The following is a 20,071-nucleotide window of genomic DNA, read 5'->3' as shown; positions in this document are numbered from 1 at the left end:
TTCATCAGGTCAGAGTCGTCAGGTCACGGGTGCCGGCCGCCAGCGATCCCCGTGTGGCGGAGCACAGCATTATGGGCACAACGGGGAAGCCGAACCTTAGCGCGTTAAGGGCCGCCTAGACAATGGGTCGAAGGTCGTTATATCGGGCGCTGCCGGGCGAAATCGCTAGTTCAGGCTGGCGTGGGAGAACTCTGCGGCGTGCTGCGCGATCCACTCCTGGGCAATGCTCTCGATCGGCAGTTGTTCGCCGAGCTCCTGTTCACGTTGCTGGCGGTAATGCTCGATCTGACACACCTGTTCGACCATGCGCGCGCGGAACAATGTGTCTTCGTCGATAAAGGCAATGCCGACCAGGTAGTTATCGGAGAGCTTGCGGCACCAGGCGACTACGCCGGGATAGCGCGCTTGCTCGCCAAAGAGCGGGATACGCAGCTCGACCGCGCTGCCACGTCGAAAGCCGCGGCTGGAATTGCATGCCACCCCGCCGAGGCTGATATTGTTCAGCCGCTGCTTGGGTACAAAGGCTTGTTTACGGAGCACCAACTCCACCGGCATATCACTGGGATGACGCAAAAAACGACGCATGACTACCGACTCCCCCAATGCCATCAAATTGACATCGCTGTGAACAGTATAGTGACTGAATTGCAACTGACCGATTTTGATGCGGATCGACGCCTGCTGGATCTGCCGGGCACGTCCCTGATTATTTTTACCAGCATAGGCTGTGCCAGTTGTCGCTGGGCGCGGCGTGAGCTACCGAAACTAGCGCTGCCGGTTGCGCGTTTGGCATGGATCGATGCCGCTGATAATGCTGGCCTGGTCGAGCGCTATGAGGTATTTCACCTGCCTGCGCTATTCGTTGTGCGCGATGGCCAGTTCCATGGCGCACTGAGCAGTCGGTTACAGGCTGCCGATTTGATTGATGCCTTGGGGGCGGCGTTGTCGCTTCCGGCTGAGGAGCTTCCTTGATCTGTGTATCCCCGCGTCCGCGTATCGGCATCATCGGTACCGGCGCCATCGGTGGTTTCTATGGGTTGATGCTGGCGCGTGCCGGCTTCGATGTGCACTTTCTGTTGCGCAGCGAGTTCGCTGCGGTGGCCGAGCAAGGCTTGCGATTGAATAGCGTGCTGCATGGCGAACTCAGCCTGCGCACGGTGCAAGCCTATCGCTCGGCGGCCGATATGCCGCGTTGCGACTGGCTGTTGGTGGGGGCGAAAACCACCAGTAATGTCGACTTGGTCCCGACTATGGTTCAGGCGGCGGCCGACGGTGCGAAAGTGCTGTTGCTGCAAAATGGCTTGGCTGTGGAGGATGCACTGCGCCCGCTGTTGCCAGACCCCCTGCACTTGCTCGGCGGTTTGTGCTTTATCTGCGCGCATCGCTCGGCGCCTGGGGTCATTGAGCATCAAGCGCTGGGGGCGGTTAACCTTGCGTATCACTCGGGGCCAGCAGTGGATACTCAGCAGCGCATGCGCATCGTCGAAGAAGGTGCCGCGTTGTTCACGGCCGCTGGACTAGACGCCACGGCCATGCCCGAATTGCAGCAGGCACGTTGGCAGAAGTTGGTGTGGAACGTGGCTTTCAACGGTTTGTCGGTGCTTCTGAACGGCGCTACCCGTGCCTTGATGGCCAGCGCCGACAGTCGCGCTCTGGTCGAATCGATCATGCAGGAAGTGGTCGAAGCGGCTGCGGCGTGCGGCCACCGCTTGCCGGAGGGCTATGCCGGCAAGTTGCTCGCGGCCACCGATCGCATGCCCGATTACCTGCCAAGCATGTACCACGACTTTGTGCAGCGCCGGCCGTTGGAGTTGCAGGCAATCTATGCGGCGCCGTTGGCTGCCGCCGCCCAGGTAAATTGTGCGTTACCCAGGACGCTGGCGCTGTATCAGGCGCTGTGTTTTCTCGATCAGCGAAACCAGCAGGGCTGAGGTGGCTATGAACAGAGGGTTGGGCGATAAGCTGGTATTGGCGATTTCTTCGCGGGCGCTGTTTGACCTGCGCGCCAGCCATCAGGTCTACGAGAGCCAGGGCGTCGAGGCCTATCGCCAATACCAGATCGAGCATGAGGACGAAATTCTCGCCCCTGGCGATGCTTTCCCTCTGGTGGAGAAGCTCCTGGAGATCAACACCACCCTCAAGCAGCAACGCGTCGAGGTGATTCTGGTGTCGCGCAACAGTGCCGACACCGGCTTGCGCGCGTTCAACTCGATCCAGCATTACGGCCTGGGCATTTCGCGCGCGGCGTTTGTTGGCGGGCGTAGCCCCGATCCGTATTTGGCGGCATTCGGTTGCCACCTGTTTCTTTCCACCCATGCCGAGGATGTGCGCAGTGCACTGCGCTCAGGATTCGGCGCCGCGACCATCCTCTCTGGCGGGGCACGGCGGGCGGCAAGCAATGAGCTGCGTATCGCCTTCGATGGCGATGCGGTGCTGTTTTCCGACGAGTCCGAGCGGGTCTATCAGCAGGGTGGCCTGGAAGCCTTCCAGAGTCACGAGCGCGAGTCTGCCCGCGAGTTGCTCGGCGGTGGGCCGTTCAAGCCGTTTCTCGCGGCTTTGCACCGCTTGCAGCAGGAATTTGCCGAAGAGGCCTGCCCGATTCGCACGGCGCTGGTCACCGCCCGTTCCGCGCCGGCACACGAGCGGGTGATCCGTACGTTGCGCGAGTGGAACATCCGTCTGGATGAGTCGTTCTTCCTCGGCGGCCTGGAAAAGGCTGCGATTCTCGAAACCTTTGGCGCCGACGTGTTCTTCGACGACCAGGCCGGGCACTGCGAGAAGGCCCGCGAAGTGGTAGCCACCGGGCACGTGCCGCATGGCGTGAGCAACGAACCGCTGCTCTAGTGGCCCATGCGCGCCCTGCGATATCTGGCCCCGCTGGCCGTCAACGGCTGCGTATATAGCCATTGGTCCTAAATGATTGCGCTTTTGTTGACTTGCGGATGGCGCTGCTAAGCTCAAGCTAGGCCCGCCGCGCAGGCAGTCGAGGAGGCCGCATGATTCGTTCGATTCTCTACGCCACTGATCTCGGTCTTTACGCCCCCTATGTTCTGCAGCACGCCCTGGCGCTAACGCGTGCCTTTAACGCGGGCTTGTATGTCGTGCATGCGGTGGAACCGATGGGCCTGTTCGCCGAGTCGGTACTACAAACTTACCTGGATGAAGAGCGCCTCAAAGAGCTGCGCAGCAAAGGCCTGAGCACGGTGATGGCGAGCATCGAACAGCGTGTATTGGAAGGGTTTCGCGATGAGGTCGGGGAAGCCCAGCATGAACTCGATGTGATCCGTGCAGTGAAAGTGGTGCAGGGTGATCCGCCGCTGGTGATCCTCGAGGAGGCGCAGAAACTCGCGGTGGATTTACTGGTCGTAGGCAGTCATAGCCACGGCGCCGAACTGGACATTCCATTAGGGCGTACGGCTGCACGCCTGGTGCAGTTGTCCGAAGTGCCGGTGTATCTGGTGCCGATGCTGCAGCACCGTAGCCGCGGCGAGCTTTGATCCGACGAATAACCAGCAGATCTAAATAAATCGTCTAGATTTAACGATTAAACCATTAATATGGTTATATAACGCCGCCGGTACCTGTACGGCTGCCTATCCGCTTTGAGGGATTTTTATGAAGCTCCAGCAATTGCGCTACATCTGGGAAGTCGCGCATCACGACCTCAACGTTTCGGCGACTGCGCAAAGCCTCTATACCTCGCAGCCGGGCATCAGCAAGCAGATTCGTTTGCTGGAGGACGAGCTGGGCGTCGAGGTGTTTGCCCGCAGCGGCAAGCACCTGACCCGGGTGACGCCCGCTGGCGAGCGGATCATCACCACGGCCGGGGAAATCCTGCGCAAGGTCGAGAGCATCAAGCAGATTGCCCAGGAATTCTCTAATGAGAAGAAGGGTACGCTCTCGATCGCCACCACCCACACCCAGGCACGTTATGCCTTGCCACCGGTGATCAGTGCGTTCATCAAGCAATACCCGGACGTGGCCCTGCACATGCACCAAGGCACACCGCTGCAGATTGCCGAGATGGCCGCCGATGGCACCGTCGATTTTGCCATCGCCACCGAGGGCCTCGAGCTGTTCAACGATCTGGTGATGATGCCGTGCTACCGCTGGAACCGTTGTGTGGTCGTACCGCAGGGCCACCCGCTGGCCAAGCTGCCGAAGCTCACGCTGGAGGCCCTGGCCGAGCATTCGATCGTGACCTATGTATTCGGCTTTACCGGCCGCTCCAAGCTTGACGAAGCCTTCAGTCATCGCGGTTTGACACCGAAAGTGGTGTTCACCGCCGCCGATGCCGACGTGATCAAAACCTATGTGCGACTGGGATTGGGCGTCGGCATCGTGGCCAAGATGGCGGTGGACGCCAAGCTCGACCCGGATCTAGTGGTGCTGGATGCCAGTGACTTGTTCGAGGCCAGCGTGACCAAGATCGGCTTCCGGCGCGGCACTTTCCTGCGTGGTTTCATGTGCGATTTCATCGAAAAATTCGCTCCGCACCTGACCCGCGAGATGTTGGCCAAGGCGGTGCAGTGCCACAACAAGTCCGAACTGGAAGAGTTGTTCCACGATGTCGAGTTGCCCACCTATTGAGCGACTCCTGCATAAAAAAGCCCGGCTAAGTGCCGGGCTTTTTTATGCAGATCAGCGCCTCAGTTTCGGGCGATCAGGTTGCCGGCGTGTAGCCCGCATTCCTTTTGCGTGGCTTCCTCCCACCACCAGCGGCCTTCGCGCTCGTGCTGGTTGGGCAGCACGGGGCGGGTGCAGGGCTCGCAGCCGATGCTGATGAAGCCGCGCTCATGCAGGCTGTTGTAGGGGATTTCCAGCATGCGGATGTAGTTCCACACGTCTTCACTGCTCATCTGCGCCAGCGGGTTGAATTTGTACAGCGGGTTGTTCGCGGTGGAGAAGGCGCCGTCGAGTTCTACCACGGCGACCTGGCTGCGCGTGCCAGGGCTCTGGTCGCGGCGCTGGCCGGTGGCCCAGGCTTTGACCGTGGACAGCTTGCGGCGTAGTGGTGCGGTCTTGCGGATACCGCAGCATTCAGTGTGGCCGTCCTTATAGAAGCTGAACAGGCCTTTTTCCTTGACCAGTGCTTCCAGCGCGGTGGCGTCGGGGGAGAGCACCTCGATGGCGATGCCATAGTGGTCGCGCACCTGCTCGATGAAACGGTAGGTTTCCGGGTGCAGGCGTCCGGTGTCGAGGCTGAACACCTTGACGTTCTTGTTGAGTTTCCAGGCCATGTCCACCAGCACCACGTCTTCGGCGCCGCTGAAGGAGATCCACAGGTCGTCGCCGAAGTGCTCGAAGGCGAGTTTGAGTATGTCCTGGGGCGATTTGTGCGCATAAGTCGCCGCCAGTTCGGCGGCGTCGAAGGGATGGCTCATCGGGCTGAATTCCTAGTTATGGTGACGCCGAGCGTCTTGTGGAGACGATGGTAGCAAAAGCGCGTTATGCGGCTAAATAACCAAGTGCCTGGGTTGCCCTCTGTTTTACATATAAGCGTTGCCTTGCACAGGCTCTGACGATAGGGGCTGTTGCCGTTGCAGCATGACCGCGCCCGCTCCCGGCAGGCCTGCGGCATTTGCCACATCCATGTGATCACGTAGACGCGAGGTTTGCTCGTTGCAAATGGCTCTGTCGCCAGTAGTGGTGCATGAGCAGTCAGGTTGTTGTAGGGGGCTTGACCGCGACCAAAGCGCGCGCGGCCAAGGCCACTGCTACCCAGCCAGCGCACGGCGCCTGGGGGCTTATTTATCCGCAGAAACCTGCCGCTCTATCGCGGTTAAAGCGGCTGCTATTGGGCGCTGGAGCGCATCAGCGATTAACGGGTACAGCGCCTAGCAAATAAGCGTCGAGCAACGCAGCTTGCGCTGAAACGTCAACAGCCCCTAGAGTGCCGCCTTCTTTTGAGCCCAATCGAGGAGTGTCCTGTGGAAATCGCGTGTCTCGACCTGGAAGGCGTATTGGTCCCGGAAATATGGATCGCCTTTGCGGAAAAAACTGGCATTGAATCGCTGAAAGCGACCACCCGGGATATTCCGGATTACGATGTGCTGATGCAGCAGCGCCTACGCATTCTTGACGAGCACGGCCTGAAGCTGCGCGACATCCAGGAAGTGATCGCCACGCTCAAGCCGCTGGACGGTGCGGTGGAGTTTGTCGACTGGCTGCGCGAACGTTTCCAGGTGGTGATTCTCTCGGACACCTTCTACGAGTTCTCGCAACCGCTGATGCGTCAGCTGGGTTTCCCGACCTTGCTGTGCCACAAGCTGATCACCGACGAGAGCGACCGCGTGGTGAGTTACCAGCTGCGCCAGAAAGACCCCAAGCGTCAGTCGGTCTTGGCTTTCAAGAGCCTGTACTACCGGGTGATTGCCGCTGGCGACTCGTACAACGACACCACCATGCTCAGCGAAGCCCATGCCGGCATCCTGTTCCATGCGCCAGAGAATGTGATTCGCGAGTTCCCGCAGTTCCCGGCGGTGCACACCTATGAAGACCTCAAACGTGAGTTCCTCAAGGCATCCAACCGTGAGTTGAGCGTGTAACGCTCGCTTGCCGCTGCCGCGTGTTTTAGCCGTTGAAGTAGGGTAGGCGATCCGCTTCGCTCACCACTCAGCGGCTGAAACCCACCCCTAGGGTTTGCTTTCGCCGTTACCCAAGCGCTCCAGGGTTTCGAGCAAGACCTTCACCTTGGTGAGCGACTCCTGGTACTCGGCCTGCCAGTCCGAGTCGGCGACAATCCCGCCGCCGCCCCAGCAACTGATCTGCCCGTCCTTGGCCAGTAGGCTGCGGATGGCGATTGAGCTGTCCATTTCGCCGCGCACATCCAGGTACAGCAGCGAGCCGCAGTAGAGCGCACGGCGTGTCGGTTCCAGCTCATCGATGATCTGCATGGCGCGAATCTTTGGCGCCCCAGTGATCGAACCACCTGGGAAACTACCGGCGATCAAGTCCAGCGCATCCTTGCCGGCGGCCAGCTCGCCGGTCACCGCGCTGACCAGGTGGTGCACGTTCGGGTAGCTTTCCAGCGCGAACAACTCCGGTACGCGCACCGTGCCAATGCGGCAACTGCGTCCCAGGTCATTGCGTAGCAAGTCGACAATCATCAGGTTCTCGGCGCGGTCTTTGGGGCTGCTCAGCAGCGCGTCGGCCTGTGCGGCGTCTTGCTGCGGGTCTGCATCGCGCGGTCGGGTGCCTTTGATGGGACGGGTTTCTACCTGGCCCTGGCTGAGCCGTAGAAAGCGCTCGGGCGACAGGCTGATGATCGCACCGTTGTCCGGCAAGCGCTGATAGCCAGCGAATGGCGTCGGGCAGGCCGCCCGCAGCGCCTGGTAGGCGGTCCAGGGATCGCCTTGATAGTGCGCGCGAAAGCGCTGGGCGAAGTTCACCTGGTAGCAGTCGCCCGCCTGGATGTACGCCTGGATGCGTGCGATAGCCTGGCGATAGCCTGGCTCATCGAGCTCTGCCTGAAAGGCTTGCAGTAAACGGAACGGTTGCCGCGGTTGCCTGTTCGGCGAGCTGAACAGGGTGATCAGGCGTTGTCGTTCCGCAGCGGCCAGCGCCGGATGAAACAGCAATTGACTGCTGCCGCGGTGGTGATCGCTGATCAAGGCCCAGGCATAGACGCCGAAGCGCGCGTCACCCAAACCGAGGTCGTCAATCGCCTGTTGCGGGAGCACTTCCAGGCGCCGACCGAAGTCATACGCCAGGTAACCGATCAAGCCGCCGACGAATGGTAACGGACAATCCTCGGGCGGTTCGGCCGTGCCCAGCGTGGCAAGGGCGTCGCGTAGGCGTTGCAGGAAGTCGTTGGCCGATTCGTCGGGCGTTGGTGCCAGCTCTGCCAATGGCCAAGCGCTCATAAGGTCATAGCGTCCACGCTGGGCCGCCGGGCGCCCGGCGTCTAGCAGCACCGCGCCGGGTGCATGGCAGATGGCGCTGAAATAGGCGGCAGGGTCAGCACAATAGGGCAGAGCGTGTACAAGGCAAGTAGGCATGCGAGGCTGTCAGAGGCGCGCGGAAAGCGATTGTAGAACGCCGCCAACATTCATCCTAGAGCTTCTGCCTGGGTTTACTCGGGAGCCCCGAGCTGATTAGTATGAATAGGTCCCATGATGTTGAACGTTAGTACTAAAACAATAATTAACCAGGGATCAAGGCCATGGATGTCGTTGTAGATCCAGCCGCTGGAAGCCTTCTGCGCTCGAAACTCACGCCTCCTCAGGCGTCTGCCGATTACTTGGCGCGGCCTCAGGTTGAGGCGGCGTTGTCCGCTCATCCGCATGCCCGTCTTTTACTGTTTTCCGCACCTGCCGGTTTCGGCAAGACCAGCGCCTTGGCGGCGCTGGCGCAGTCTCGCTTGGACGTGGGCGGTGCGGTTGCCTGGCTATCGCTGGGCCCCGATGACGACGAGCCCGCCCGGTTTTTCCTGCAACTGATCGAGGCGCTCGCCACGTTGTTGCCGGGGCTCGGCGAAGAAGCGCTGGCCTACCTGCAAAACACCATGCGCGTGCCGGTGGCGGCTGTCATGGAAAGCTTGCTGGTGGATCTGGCGGCGCTGGAGCAGCCTTTGCTGCTGGTGCTCGATGACCTGCACCTGATTCAGGATGCGGAGTTGCTCGCCGCGCTCAATCGCCTCATCAAGTTCGCCCCAGGCAGCTTTACGCTGGCCATCGGCAGCCGTTCGCAACCGGCGTTGAACTTGGCGACGCTGCGCGCCAAGGGGCTGTTGGTGGAGGTCGGTGAGCAGGACCTACGCCTGAGCAAGGCGGAAACCCGCGATTACCTGGCACGCAGTGGCCTGCAATTGGATGCCGTGGCGTTCAGTGCGCTGTACAGCCACACCGAGGGTTGGATGGTCGGTGTGCACCTGGCCAGCCTGTGGCTGCGCCATCAGCCGCAGGCTTACGCGCAAATGGCCGATATGGGCACCGATCAGGCGGCGGTCGGCGACTACTTGCTGCGCACGGTGTTCGAACAGTTGCCGGCGGATAAGCAGGAGCTGCTGCTGGCCTTGGGCGTTGCGCAGCAACTGAGTGGCGACTTGGCCAATGCCTTGACCGGGCGCCAGGACGGGCAGCGCTTGCTGGAAGAGCTGGAGTCAATGCAGCTGTTCTTGCTGCCACTGGACCGTGAGCGGCAGTGGTACCGCTTCCACAACCTGTTTGCCGAGTTTCTCCGTAAACGTTTGCAAGACCGCGATCCGGAGCGCCTCAAACAGCTGCATTTCAATGCCAGTTTGTGGTTCACCAACCACCACATGCAGAACCTGGCCATCGAGCATGCCTGCCTGGCCGAAGACCCGGAAATGCTCGCTGCACTGGTTGACGGCTGCGGCCTGGAACTGATCAACCGCGGCCAGCTGAACCTGATCTACAAGTGGCGTCAGCATGTGCCCGACGAGATTGCCGAGCGCTTCCCGGTATTGGTCTTGGCCGATGTCTGGACGCGTGCCGCCGAGTTGGGCTTGCCGGAAGCCAACCGCATGCTCGATGAGCTGTTGCAGCGCTGGGGGCAGGTCAAGAGCAGTGGCCCGCTAAGCGACAAGCTGCTGGCGACCCTGGCGATCAAGGCCGTTATCGCCTTGCAGAAGGATGACCTGGAGACCTGCGTGACCCTGGCGCGCAGGGTCGAAGTGCAACTGGGGCAGCACACCGCCTTTCTCGAAGTGGCGATGTTGATTGTCGGCGCCCTGGCCAGCGTGATGATGGGTCAGCCCGAAGCGGCGCGGCGTCTGCTGGCTCTGGCGCAGCAGCGCAATCACTTCCTCGAGGGCCGCTACCTGGACATGCAACTGGCCAATGTCGAGATACTCCTGTGTCTGGAGCAGGGGCAGATCAAGCAGGCGGAGTTGCTGTTTGGCCAGCTGCGTGCGCGGATCATTCCCTGGTTCGCGGAGAAATCCCGCGCCTTGGCCTTGCCGACCATTACCGAAGCCCTGATTGCCTATCACCAGGGGCGCCTCGATGGCATCGACGAGCGGCTGCGCTGGGCCTTGGCCACCGTCGATGTGATCAACCCGATCGACCTGTATGCCCAAGGCATGTTGTGCGTGGCGCATGTACAGCGCATGCAGGACAACCCCAAGGATGCCTTCGCGACTCTGGTGCTGATGCAGAACCTGGCGGCGCGCAACCAGTCCTGGCGTTTCTATGCCCAGGCGGTCGGCGATGAAATCGCGCAGATCCTGCAAGAACCCGCGACGGATCGCTTCAAGCGCGCCGAGCAACGTCTGAAAAGCGTCGATTGGCCCAAGCTGGCGGGGCATTACCAGCACATGCGCTTCAATCCGGTGCTCTGGGTGCAGGGGTTGACCCGCATTCGTTTGCAGCAGGCGCGCGGCCATTACAGCGAAGCACTGCATGAGATCACTCAGTTGCGCGGCTTGTTGCTCGACGATTGGCACGGCTTGCAACGCTTGCGTCTGGACCTGCTCGCGGCGCTGAGCTACCAGCGCCTGGGGTATCAGGAGCGGGCGCAAAGCCTGCTGGTGCAGTGCTTGATCGGTGCCGAGCGCGAAGGTGTGCGCAGCCTGTTTGTCGAGGAAGGTGAAGCGATTCGTCTGCTCCTGCAGCAGCTCGAAGCGGCCGAGCGGCAACCGGCACTGCAGGGTTTCATTCGGGCGCTGTTGGCGATTTGGCCAGGCCAGGGTGCGCGCCAGGCGCTGGAAGTGCTTGAGGAAGGGCTGACCGATCGCGAGCGCGAAGTGGTCTGTCTGGCGGCGCAGGGCATGTCCAATGACGAGATCGGCCAGCAGCTGTCGCTGGCCCTGGGAACCGTCAAATGGCATCTGCATAACATCTACGAGAAGCTCAAGGTACGCAATCGGACGCAAGCCATCCGCCGTGCCCGCGAGCTGAGTCTGCTTGAATGACCAGCCAAACATTGCCTCGCCTGCGTTGCATGCCGTTGCTGCGCACCAAGTTGTTTCCGGCGGAGGTCGCTGGGCGTCCTCTGCTTGCCCGCGCCGCGTTGATCGAGCGGCTGTTCAGCGCCCGTGAGCAGCGCCTGATTCTGCTGAGCGCCCCCGCAGGGTTTGGCAAAAGCACGGTGCTCAGCCAGTTTCGCCTGCGTTTGCAAGCCGCGGGCGCCAGCGTGGCCTGGCTGTCATGCGATGAAGCCGATAGCGAACCGCAACGCCTGTTGCAGTACCTGATCGCCGCCGTCGACGCACAACTGCCGGGTTTCGGGGAAAACACCGCGCGCTTGTTGCGCGATGACCTGAGCCTGCCCAACGAGGTGCTGCTCGACTCGTTCATCGCCGACCTCAAGCGGGTCAAAGGCGTGCTTTATCTGGTTTTCGATGACTTTCATCGTATCCGCCATGCCGATCTCGGCCCGCTGATCCAGTCCTTCGTCACACGTGTGCCGGCCAATGTGCGGATGATCGGCAGCACGCGCTACAACCCGCGTTTTGTCGATCAGTCGTCAGCCAGCGACCCCTGGGCGCTGTGGATCAAGGCCGAGGACATGCGCCTCACGCGCGCCGAGACCGAGGCGTATTTTCATGAGCTCAAGCAGTTGCCGCTGAGCCCGGCCGAACTTGACGCGCTGCATGCCCGCACCGAAGGCTGGATTACCGCGCTGCACCTGGTGGCGCTGGCCCTGGTTCGGCATCCCGACCGCAGCCTGTTTCTGGCCGGTTTGTCTGGCACCGAGCGCAACATCGCCGACTACCTGGCCGAGGATGTGCTCGATAGCCTGCCCGCGGAGCAGCAGCACTTTCTCGAGCAAACCTCGGTGCTCGATGAGTTCAGTGCCGAACTGTGCAACGCCCTGACCGGCCGTGGCGATGGGGAGCAGATGTTGCAGCGTCTGTTCAAGGAACAGCTGTTCGTCATTCCGCTGGACGCGCAGGGCGAGTGGTTCCGTTACCACCATTTGTTCGCCGAGTTTCTCCAGGGGCGTTTGGCCAAGCAGGGCGATCCGACGCATTTGCTGCATGCCGCAGCGCGCTGGTGCGAAGGGCGCGACCTGGCGGATAAATCGATCAAGTACGCCCTGCGTGCCCGCGATTATACGTTTGCCGCGGAGCTGCTCGAACGCCAGGGGGCGCGGTTGATCGCCGGCAATCGGGTCTACGGCATCCTGGCGATTCTCAAGGACGTGCCGTCCGAAGTGATCCGCGAGCACCCGGTGTTCCAGATTTTCTATGCCTGGCAGTTGGCCTTTGAGCAGAAATACGCGGAGGCCGAAGCACTGATCGAGGAGGTCAGCACGCGACTGCTGCAAGGGCGCGGCAAGCTGCTGCATTTCGGCCTGGCCGAGTTGCTGGCTGCGGCGCAGGTGCTCAAGGCGCTGGTGATGTTGTACCAAGACAAACTCGAAAGCTGTTTGAAGGTCGCGCGGCATTGGCTTGGTCTGGTGCCGGATAACCAGCCGGTATTCCGTGCCAGCCTGTCCTGTGTGCAAGCAGCGGCCTACGCCTTGCTCGGCGAGTTCGGCGAGGCAGGCAAGTCGATTGCCGTGGCACGCGACAACCTGCGGCAGACCGAAAGTGAATACCTGCATGTGGTGGTCAGCCTGATCGAGTCGCTGATCTGCAAAGAATTGGGCGAGCCCGAGCGCGGTCGGGTTCTCGCAGAAAATGCGCGGGCTCGGGTCGAGCAGGTGTTCGGCCGCCGCAGCCGTGTGGGAGGGCCGCTGTCACTGGCCTATGCCGATCTGCTTTACGAGCAGGACCGGCACGCGGCGATCCTCGCCGAGTTGCCGCTGGCAACCACCTGGCGCGATGTGGCCACGCCTATCGAGTTGATCAGCCGCGGCAAGCTGGTGCTGGCGCGGGCGCGGTTCTTTGCCGGCGAAGGCGAGCAGGCCTTGGCGGAGCTCGATGAGTGGTTGGGCAGCCTGCATGGTCCGGGTTACGAGCGGGTGTTCGCCTTGGGCATGAGCTGCAAGGTGCAGTTTCTCCTGTGGTTGCGCCGCCCCAACGAAGCCGAGCGCATCTGTTTGCAGTTGCAGCGTCACCTGGCGGTATTGCCAGCGGGGCGCTACACCGATGCCAGCACTGCGTTGGTGCTCTGCGAGGCACGCCTGGCGTTATCCGAGCGGCGGGCGGACAAAGCGCAGGCGGTGCTGGAAGCCTGCCTGGCCAAACAGACGGCGGAGCACCAGCGCGATCGCCGCTTGCGTTTGTCCTTGTTACTTTCTGTGGCGTATTGGCGCAAAGGTAACAGCGACAAGGCCTTTGCCTTGTTCCAGCCAACCCTCGAAGACGCCTGGAACAGCGGCTATCGGCGGGTGTTCCAGGATGACGCCTTGTGGCTGCTGCCGCTTTGGGATGCCTGGCGCGTTGCCGAGCCGAAGCGTGCTCTGGCCTGGCAAGGGGTTGCCGAGCAGTTGCGCGAGCAGTGCCGTCGGCTGGCTGTAGATCCTGAAACTTTCGATGAAAATCAAGATGTTAGCCATCGTGAGCGAGAGATTTTGCGGTTCGTGGCGGCAGGTTTGTCGAACCGCGAAATCGCCCAGGCGGTGCATCTTTCGGAAGCCACGATCAAATGGCACCTGCATAACCTGTTCGCCAAGCTGGGGGTGCGCAGCCGCACCCAGGCGGTATTGAAGGGGAAAAGTTTGGGGTTATTAAGCGAAGCCTGATGCCAGAGGCCTTGCTTGACCGCGCGACGGCGCTCCATCCCTTGGATGGGCTGGCAGCCGGGGGCAGCACCAGTAGTTTTGTAGCCAGGACGAGAAGCACGGTGCTTCACGAATCCAAGCTCGGCGCGACTAAGGAAGCAGCGCCAGACCTGGTGAGCGGCGTGAGCCGGTTCAACTGCCCGAGACAGGAGTCCAGGACAGTGCCTCCGGGGATAACCCAATAGTGAACTGTGGAGATAACAACAATGAAAACTTTCAAGCAACTGGCCTTGGCTGCCGCTGTTCTGGCTACTCCATTCATGGCTCAGGCCGATCTGCAAGCCATGGATGACAGCGCCCTGTCCTCCGTGACCGGTCAGGACGGCATCAGCATCTCCGGTAGCTTCAACGGTTCGATCGGCAGCGTGGTGTACACCGACGGCGACGCTAACGGCGGCTCCCTGCGCCTGGAAACCATCGCGTTCACCGGCTTCAACATCTCCGACACCGCCCCGGTATTGGTTGATGTGGTGACCACGGATATCGGTGGCACCGATACCCAGCAATTGCAGATCAGCCTGCCGACCATCACCGGTCAGGTTAGCGTTGGCGCGATCAAAATCGGCGACACCAGCGCTGCCAGCATCGGCTCCTTGGCCATCAGCGACATGAACATGGCCGGCACCACAGTCAAAATCTGGGGTCACTGAGTTCACTCAGCGGGTCTAGTTTTGCCAAAGTCTTATCGGCCTCGGCCGGTAAGACTTTTCTCTTGTGTGTGGGGAGTGCGTTGGGCGAATGGTCGAGATTTTGCTGGGCAGCCTGATCGGCATGTGGGGCTTTACCGAGGCGGTGGACACCAAGCCGCAGCCGCAGGGTACGGTCAACCTCACCCAGGCGCTGGCGCCGAACGGGCCATTGCGTGAGTCGGTGACGTTGGAGCCGATGAATCAGCTGCAATTTCGCAACGTCATTCGCCAGGCCTACGACTACAGCTGCGGTTCGGCTGCGCTGACCACCCTGTTGGACTACTTCCTCGGTCGCAATCTGGAGGAACGCCAGGTGATGGAAGGCCTGCTGCGTTTTGGCGAGGCCGACAAGATCGTCGAGCGGCGCGGTTTTTCATTGCTCGACATGAAGCGTTTCGTCACTGCGTTGGGCTACAAGAGTGGTGGTTTTCGCGCGGCATTTGCCGACTTGGATGAGCTGGAGCATCCCGCGATCGTGCCGATCGAGTACGCCGGCTTCAAGCACTTCGTGGTGGTGCGCGATGTCTACAACGACCACGTGTTCGTCGCCGATCCAGCACTGGGCAATATCAGTTTCACCCGTAGCCGCTTCGAGGAAATCTGGGATCAGAACGTGCTGTTCGTGATTTTCCCCAATGGCCAGGAACCACCGAACGCCCTGGCCTTGAGCGAGCGCGATTTGCGCATCATCGATGACCGCACCATCAGCTTGCTGGCGTTTCGCGAGTTTCCACAAATTACCAAATTCACCGAGAACCAGGCCACTGAGCTGGGTTCCGGCGGCGATATTCGTTACATCCGCCGTAAATGACGACGCATAGAAGTCGCTTTGCCGCAAGTAATTGCCCGGCATAACAATAACTATCTGGGGGCAGTGCCATGAGGGTTTCGGGGTGTGCGTGGCTCGCCATGCTGACGTGGGTCGTCAGTGCGCCGCTACTGGCTGATGAGGCTTCGGTCGATCAAGCCCGCGATGCGTTGAGCAAACAGGAAGACGACGCCGACAGCGCTAAGGCGCTGGAAGAGGTGTTTCAGGCCGCCGAGAAAAGCTACACCTTGCTCAAGAAGGGCGAGCGGACGTTGACCTACGGCTTCGATTATTCGTTGGTGCGCGACACCCTGATCGAGACGGTGCGCACGGGCAACAATGTGTTCAGCGTGGTGGGGCAAAGCGAGGCGCAGCACACCTTCACCAACTCCTTCACCTTCGATTACGGCGTGTGGGACAACCTGACCTTCAGCGTACGTCTGCCGTTCATTGCCAAGTACGACACCGAGCGTGACCTCAACGCCTACAGCCTGGGCGATGTGTCCGCGAGCCTGCGTTGGCAGCCGTGGACCTCGTTGCGCGGCAAGCCGGTTACCACGCTCTACGCCAGCCTCGGTCTACCCACCGGCGAAAGCCCGTACGACATCAATACGCAGAGCGATCTGGCCACCGGCAGCGGCTACTACAGTCTCGGTTTTGGCGCCAACCTGTCCTATGTGATCGACCCGGTCGTGCTGTTCGGCTCACTCGGTTACACCTACAACCTGCCGGTCACCACGATCAATCAGGTGCGCGGCGGTCGCTTGTTGCAAGAGGTCGAGCCGGGCTCGGCTCTGTCGTTCAGCATGGGCTTCGCCTATGCCTTGTCCTATGACGTGTCGCTGGCAGCCTCCTACCAGATGTCGCATAACCTGGCGCCGACCTTCACCTTTGCCGATGGCAGTTTGGAAGGCACCGAGCAGACCAGTGCGGTGATGAACTTCTCGCTGGGGCTGCGTACGTCGCCGGATTACATCATCAACGTGAATGCCGGATTCGGCATGACCGAAGACTCGCCGGATGTATTGCTGGGGCTGTCCATGCCCTTGGATATCAAAGGCCTGAAGGCTGAATAAGCGGCGAGCGAAAACCTTATGACGATGCATATTTCGCCGCTGGCACGGGCGATTACCGGGATCGTTTTGCTCTGGGCAGGCGCCGCGCAGGCGCAGCTGGCGCAAAACCTGACCATAGGCAGCCCGAAAGCCATGGCCATGGGCAATGCGATTACTGCGGACTTCAGCGGGATCGACGCGGTGCACTACAACCCGGCGGCGCTGACCAAGCTCAAAGGCCGGCAAAGCACGATCAAATTCATCACCGGGATCATGGATATCCGCGCCGACTTCGATGCGCCTGACGACTACGGCAGCAATTTTTTTGGCCTGAACGATGACTCGGTGGCCAATTCCTCCAGCCGCACCACCGCCTCGGCGATGTACTTGCCGGGCATCGGCGGGGCGACGGAAGTGCCGGTGCTGTTTGCACCGCTGGCGGGCGTGTCGATCAACCCGCCGGGCTCGAAATTCACTTTCGCCACCAACGTCTATACCCCGCAGGCATTAGGTTTCTCCCGCGAGGACGACGACCCAGCGCGCTACCAGGGCAAGGAGCTGGTGCTGCAGCGCCTGACCTATTTTTCACCCTCGGTGGCCTATCAGGTCAACGATCAGCTCTCGGTCGGCTTGTCGATCGGCTTCTCCCACCAAGCCATGGCGCTCAACCAGGATTTTCGCGCGCCGGGCGTGCTGACGGGGCTGACCGGTGCGGCCCAGGAGGCGCTGTGCACCGTCGACGGTAACCCCTTCGAGGTGCTGCTCAACCTGTGCGGCGGCGACCTGGGACCGTTCACCGATATTGCCAACATCGATATCGACATGCAGCAAAGCTTGTCGCCCACCTGGAACGTCGGCTTTCTCTGGGAGCCGAACGACTGGTTCGCGCTTGGCGCGGTGTACCAGAGCGAAGCCAAGATGCGCCTGCAAGGCAAGTACACGGTGGACTACTCCCAAGACTGGCAGGGTTTCTGGCAGGGGCTGGACAGCTCGCTGATCGGTGCGATCTTCAACAGCATCACTCCCGATGGAGTGTTCGACAAAGAGCAGGGTAATGTCTCGCTGGACATGACCTACCCGGCGCATTTCGCCACGGGCATCAAGCTCAAGCCGCACCCGCAGTGGCAGATCAACCTCGATGTGAAATGGACCGACTATGCGGCCTGGGACTCGTTCGAGCTGGAGTTCGACCGCCAGTTGGACGTGCTGACCATCGCCAGTATTTTTTCCCCGGAAAATGCCACCGCAACCAGCATCATTCTCGATCGCGGCTATGAGTCGGTGTGGAGTTGGGCGCTGGGCGTCGAGTACCAGGTCAACGACCGCCTGAGCCTGCGCGCGGGTTATGAGCCACGTCCTTCGGCCATCCCTGGCGACAAGGCCGACGTGCTGGCGCCGCTTGGCGATGCGCAACTATATGGCTTGGGCGCCGGCTACCAATGGGATAAAGACACGGTGATCGATATCGGTTTCAACTACCTGGTGAGCAAGCAGGACATTCCCGCGCGCTCCAGTTGCAACACCAACTGTTCGACCATCGACAGCATGGTGTACAACCCGTACGCCGACCTCGATATAAAAACCACCGTCAAAGCCTATGTGTTTGCCCTGACGTACCGCACCACATTCTAGGAGAAGGGGAGCCCGTTATGCGTAACCTACTGCTGTTCCTCGGCCTCAGTTGTGTGGCCTCTGTGGCGGTTGCGAGCGGGCGCTACCTGACCTGGGTCGACGATCTCGGTCGGGTGCACAACACCTTTGTCGACAGCCGTTACAGCGCACAACAACGCCAGGCGGCGCAGCGCATCACCCTCAGCGACCAGGCGCGCATGCGTGATGCGAGTGCGGGAGGCTGGCCCGGCGCGCCGAATCGCGGCGAGAGCAAGCGCCGCTATTTCACCTGGGTCGATGCTGGCGGCAACCTGCAAAACAGCTTCTATGCCGGTAGCCAGCAGCAGGCCGGCGGGAATGAAGTGTTGTTGGCCAGCGGTGAGCGTTCCAGCGATTACATCGATTCTGACGTGCTGGAAGGGCGGGGGTATGCGCGCAGCGAGCAAGGTGGGCAATATTTCACCTGGGTCGATGAGCAGGGGCGCATGCGCAACTCCAGTGTGCCCGCCGCGGGGCAAGGCCCATCGCGGGGGACGGCGAGTCAGCCGATCAGTTTCAGCGAAGGTCGTCAGGTCGAATTCGCCAATAAGCCCGAGCGGTTGCCGGGGCTCGATGGCCAGCCGACGGCTGCGATGCAGGCCTTGTTGGCGGGCAGTGAAAAACCTGGTGGGGCACTGCATCAGGCGTTGCTCGAGCGTTGCTGCGCACAGCTGACCGACGAGGCGTTTACCGACCTGTCTGCCGATGAGCCGCGCTATGAAGAGTTGAGTCGGTTTTCCCCGAGCCTGGACTTCCCCATGGGCCGCAGTTATTACGCGGCGCTCAAACTGCCACGTGCGCAAGGCACCTATGGCTTGCGCGTGCGCAGCTTTGCCAATAAGCAGGTGGTGTATCCCTCTTTGCTGTTTCTCGACGAGGCCAAGCGCCCGACGCGCTTGGTCAGCGATGCGGTCTACCAGTTACATGCCGAGACCTGGTACCGCTATGCCTTTATCGAGGGTGTGGTACCGGTCAAGGCGGCTGCGGGGGAGCGCTATGTATTGCTGCTGACCACCGATGAGGATCGTCACTTGCAGACGCTGGACAACAAACCGTTCAAGCGCCCGTTGCAGGGCCTGGCGGTTGATGAGGCCGGGATGCAGACCCACGCCCACAGCGATGAGGGGGCGTTCGAGCTGGCTATCGTGCGCTAGCGGCCTGTGTCGCTGGCCCGCCCGAGCAGCCAGAACGGCTGTGACTAAAAAGCCCGGCACTTGGCCGGGCTTTTTAGTGGACGCGATGCGCTCAGATTGGTGCGACTGGCACGTGGCCGAACAGCTCCTGGGAGAAGCGCATGCGCTCTTCTGCGGTTTCCTCGATGCCTTTTGCACGCAGGTCCGCCAGGCGCGCTTCCACTGCGTGGGCGCGATGGGTGAGGCCGCAGTCGTTGGCGATCTGGATGTTCAACCCGGGGCGGGCGTTGAGTTCGAGAATCAACGGGCCTTTATCCTGGTCGAGCACCATGTCCACACCGATATAGCCCAGGCCGCACAACTCATAGCAGCCGGCCGCCAACCTCATGAAACCATCCCAGTTCGGCAACTGCACGCCATCCACCGCGTTGGTGGTGTCCGGGTGCTTGCTGATCTTGTTGTTCAGCCAGGTGCCGCGCAGGGTCACCCCGGTGGCCAGGTCGACACCGACGCCGATGGCGCCCTGGTGCAGGTTGGCCTTGCCGCCGGATTGACGGGTCGGCAGGCGCAGCATGGCCATCACCGGGTAGCCCATCAGCACGATGATGCGGATGTCCGGCACGCCTTCGTAACTGATGCTTTTGAAAATCTGATCGGGGGTGACCCGGTACTCGATCAATGCACGATCACGGTGGCCGCCAAGTGAGTAGAGGCCGGTGAGAATGCTGGAAATCTGATGCTCGATTTCCTCGTGACTGATGATCTTGCCCGAGACGGTTTTGTAGCGATCCTCGAAACGGTCGGCGATCACCAGAATGCCGTCGCCGCCGGCGCCCTGTGCCGGCTTGACGACGAAATCGGTACGCCCGCCGATGATCTCGTTGAGCTTTTCGATTTCCTTCTCGGTGGAGATCACGCCATACATTTCCGGTACATGGATACCGGCTTGGATGGCGCGCTCCTTGGTGATGATCTTGTCGTCGACGATCGGGTACAGGTGCCGTTTGTTGTACTTCAGCACGTAGTCCGCGTTACGCCGATTGATGCCCATGATGCCTTTGGCTTCAAGGGCCTTCCACGTCTTGATCAGACCGAACATGG

General features: G+C 61.1%; 17 protein-coding genes. 13 read left to right on the top strand and 4 right to left on the bottom strand.

The window, feature by feature from the left end; genetic code table 11:
- Window positions 1-165 precede the first annotated feature (165 nt).
- Window positions 166-585 carry a PilZ domain-containing protein gene (locus tag B3M58_RS17515; protein WP_296221023.1) on the bottom strand — a complete coding sequence of 140 codons (420 nt, stop codon included), beginning with the start codon at window positions 583-585 and terminating at the stop codon, window positions 166-168.
- Between B3M58_RS17515 and B3M58_RS17510 the strand changes: the two genes are divergently transcribed.
- The 5 genes from B3M58_RS17510 to cysB all read left to right on the top strand — a co-directional run bounded on the left by B3M58_RS17510 (window position 565) and on the right by cysB (window position 4,590).
- On the top strand, window positions 565-972 hold the full coding sequence (locus B3M58_RS17510) for a thioredoxin family protein (RefSeq protein WP_296221022.1): 408 nt from the start codon (window positions 565-567) through the stop codon (window positions 970-972). The genes B3M58_RS17515 and B3M58_RS17510 overlap by 21 nt on opposite strands.
- The gene (locus B3M58_RS17505) at window positions 972-1,931 is read left to right on the top strand and encodes a putative 2-dehydropantoate 2-reductase (RefSeq protein WP_296221055.1); all 960 of its coding nucleotides are present in this window, start codon (window positions 972-974) and stop codon (window positions 1,929-1,931) included. Before B3M58_RS17510 ends, B3M58_RS17505 begins: the two co-directional genes overlap by 1 nt.
- A 7-nt stretch (window positions 1,932-1,938) precedes the next feature.
- Window positions 1,939-2,844 carry a 5'-nucleotidase gene (locus B3M58_RS17500; protein ID WP_296221021.1) on the top strand — a complete coding sequence of 302 codons (906 nt, stop codon included), beginning with the start codon at window positions 1,939-1,941 and terminating at the stop codon, window positions 2,842-2,844.
- Window positions 2,845-2,996: 152 nt separating this feature from the next.
- Window positions 2,997-3,497 carry a universal stress protein gene (locus B3M58_RS17495; protein WP_296221020.1) on the top strand — a complete coding sequence of 167 codons (501 nt, stop codon included), beginning with the start codon at window positions 2,997-2,999 and terminating at the stop codon, window positions 3,495-3,497.
- Window positions 3,498-3,615: 118 nt separating this feature from the next.
- Window positions 3,616-4,590: an HTH-type transcriptional regulator CysB gene (gene cysB, locus B3M58_RS17490; protein ID WP_296221019.1), complete on the top strand. Its 975-nt coding sequence runs from the start codon at window positions 3,616-3,618 to the stop codon at window positions 4,588-4,590.
- A 59-nt stretch (window positions 4,591-4,649) separates the two neighbouring features.
- Here cysB and B3M58_RS17485 read toward each other — a convergent pair whose 3' ends face one another.
- Window positions 4,650-5,384, bottom strand: coding sequence for a phosphoadenylyl-sulfate reductase (locus B3M58_RS17485; protein ID WP_296221018.1), 735 nt, complete (start codon window positions 5,382-5,384; stop codon window positions 4,650-4,652).
- Between the two features lie 546 nt (window positions 5,385-5,930).
- On the opposite strand from B3M58_RS17485, the gene thrH reads away from it, so the two are divergent.
- The gene (gene thrH, locus B3M58_RS17480) at window positions 5,931-6,548 is read left to right on the top strand and encodes a bifunctional phosphoserine phosphatase/homoserine phosphotransferase ThrH (RefSeq protein WP_296221017.1); all 618 of its coding nucleotides are present in this window, start codon (window positions 5,931-5,933) and stop codon (window positions 6,546-6,548) included.
- Window positions 6,549-6,635: 87 nt separating this feature from the next.
- Here the strand turns inward: thrH and pabB are convergent, their stop codons facing one another.
- Window positions 6,636-8,000 carry an aminodeoxychorismate synthase component I gene (gene pabB, locus B3M58_RS17475; RefSeq protein WP_296221015.1) on the bottom strand — a complete coding sequence of 455 codons (1,365 nt, stop codon included), beginning with the start codon at window positions 7,998-8,000 and terminating at the stop codon, window positions 6,636-6,638.
- Between the two features lie 164 nt (window positions 8,001-8,164).
- On the opposite strand from pabB, the gene B3M58_RS17470 reads away from it, so the two are divergent.
- The 7 genes from B3M58_RS17470 (at window position 8,165) to B3M58_RS17440 (ending at window position 18,991) form a co-directional block, all read left to right on the top strand.
- Window positions 8,165-10,876 (top strand): LuxR C-terminal-related transcriptional regulator, encoded by a 2,712-nt coding sequence (locus B3M58_RS17470; protein WP_296221013.1) that lies wholly within the window; start codon window positions 8,165-8,167, stop codon window positions 10,874-10,876.
- The gene (locus B3M58_RS17465) at window positions 10,873-13,596 is read left to right on the top strand and encodes a helix-turn-helix transcriptional regulator (protein ID WP_296221011.1); all 2,724 of its coding nucleotides are present in this window, start codon (window positions 10,873-10,875) and stop codon (window positions 13,594-13,596) included. Before B3M58_RS17470 ends, B3M58_RS17465 begins: the two co-directional genes overlap by 4 nt.
- Before the next feature lie 245 nt (window positions 13,597-13,841).
- Complete coding sequence (locus B3M58_RS17460) at window positions 13,842-14,285, top strand: DUF6160 family protein (RefSeq protein ID WP_296221009.1); 444 nt, start codon at window positions 13,842-13,844, stop codon at window positions 14,283-14,285.
- 88 nt (window positions 14,286-14,373) lie between these two features.
- Window positions 14,374-15,135: a C39 family peptidase gene (locus B3M58_RS17455; protein ID WP_296221007.1), complete on the top strand. Its 762-nt coding sequence runs from the start codon at window positions 14,374-14,376 to the stop codon at window positions 15,133-15,135.
- Between the two features lie 68 nt (window positions 15,136-15,203).
- Window positions 15,204-16,208, top strand: a complete 1,005-nt coding sequence (locus tag B3M58_RS17450) for a transporter (protein ID WP_414704105.1) — start codon at window positions 15,204-15,206, stop codon at window positions 16,206-16,208.
- Window positions 16,209-16,226: 18 nt separating this feature from the next.
- Entirely contained in the window at window positions 16,227-17,819 is a 1,593-nt protein-coding gene (locus B3M58_RS17445; protein WP_296221003.1) for an outer membrane protein transport protein, read from the top strand.
- 17 nt (window positions 17,820-17,836) lie between these two features.
- Window positions 17,837-18,991 carry a MalM family protein gene (locus B3M58_RS17440; RefSeq protein ID WP_296221001.1) on the top strand — a complete coding sequence of 385 codons (1,155 nt, stop codon included), beginning with the start codon at window positions 17,837-17,839 and terminating at the stop codon, window positions 18,989-18,991.
- A 91-nt stretch (window positions 18,992-19,082) separates the two neighbouring features.
- Here B3M58_RS17440 and B3M58_RS17435 read toward each other — a convergent pair whose 3' ends face one another.
- Entirely contained in the window at window positions 19,083-20,069 is a 987-nt protein-coding gene (locus B3M58_RS17435) for an alpha-L-glutamate ligase-like protein (RefSeq protein WP_296221000.1), read from the bottom strand.
- Between the last annotated feature and the right edge of the window lie 2 nt (window positions 20,070-20,071).

The sequence above is a fragment of the Pseudomonas sp. UBA2684 genome, from assembly GCA_002354655.1.
In the GTDB taxonomy this organism is placed as follows: domain Bacteria; phylum Pseudomonadota; class Gammaproteobacteria; order Pseudomonadales; family Pseudomonadaceae; genus Aquipseudomonas.
This window is presented reverse-complemented; position numbering and strand designations above follow the sequence as displayed.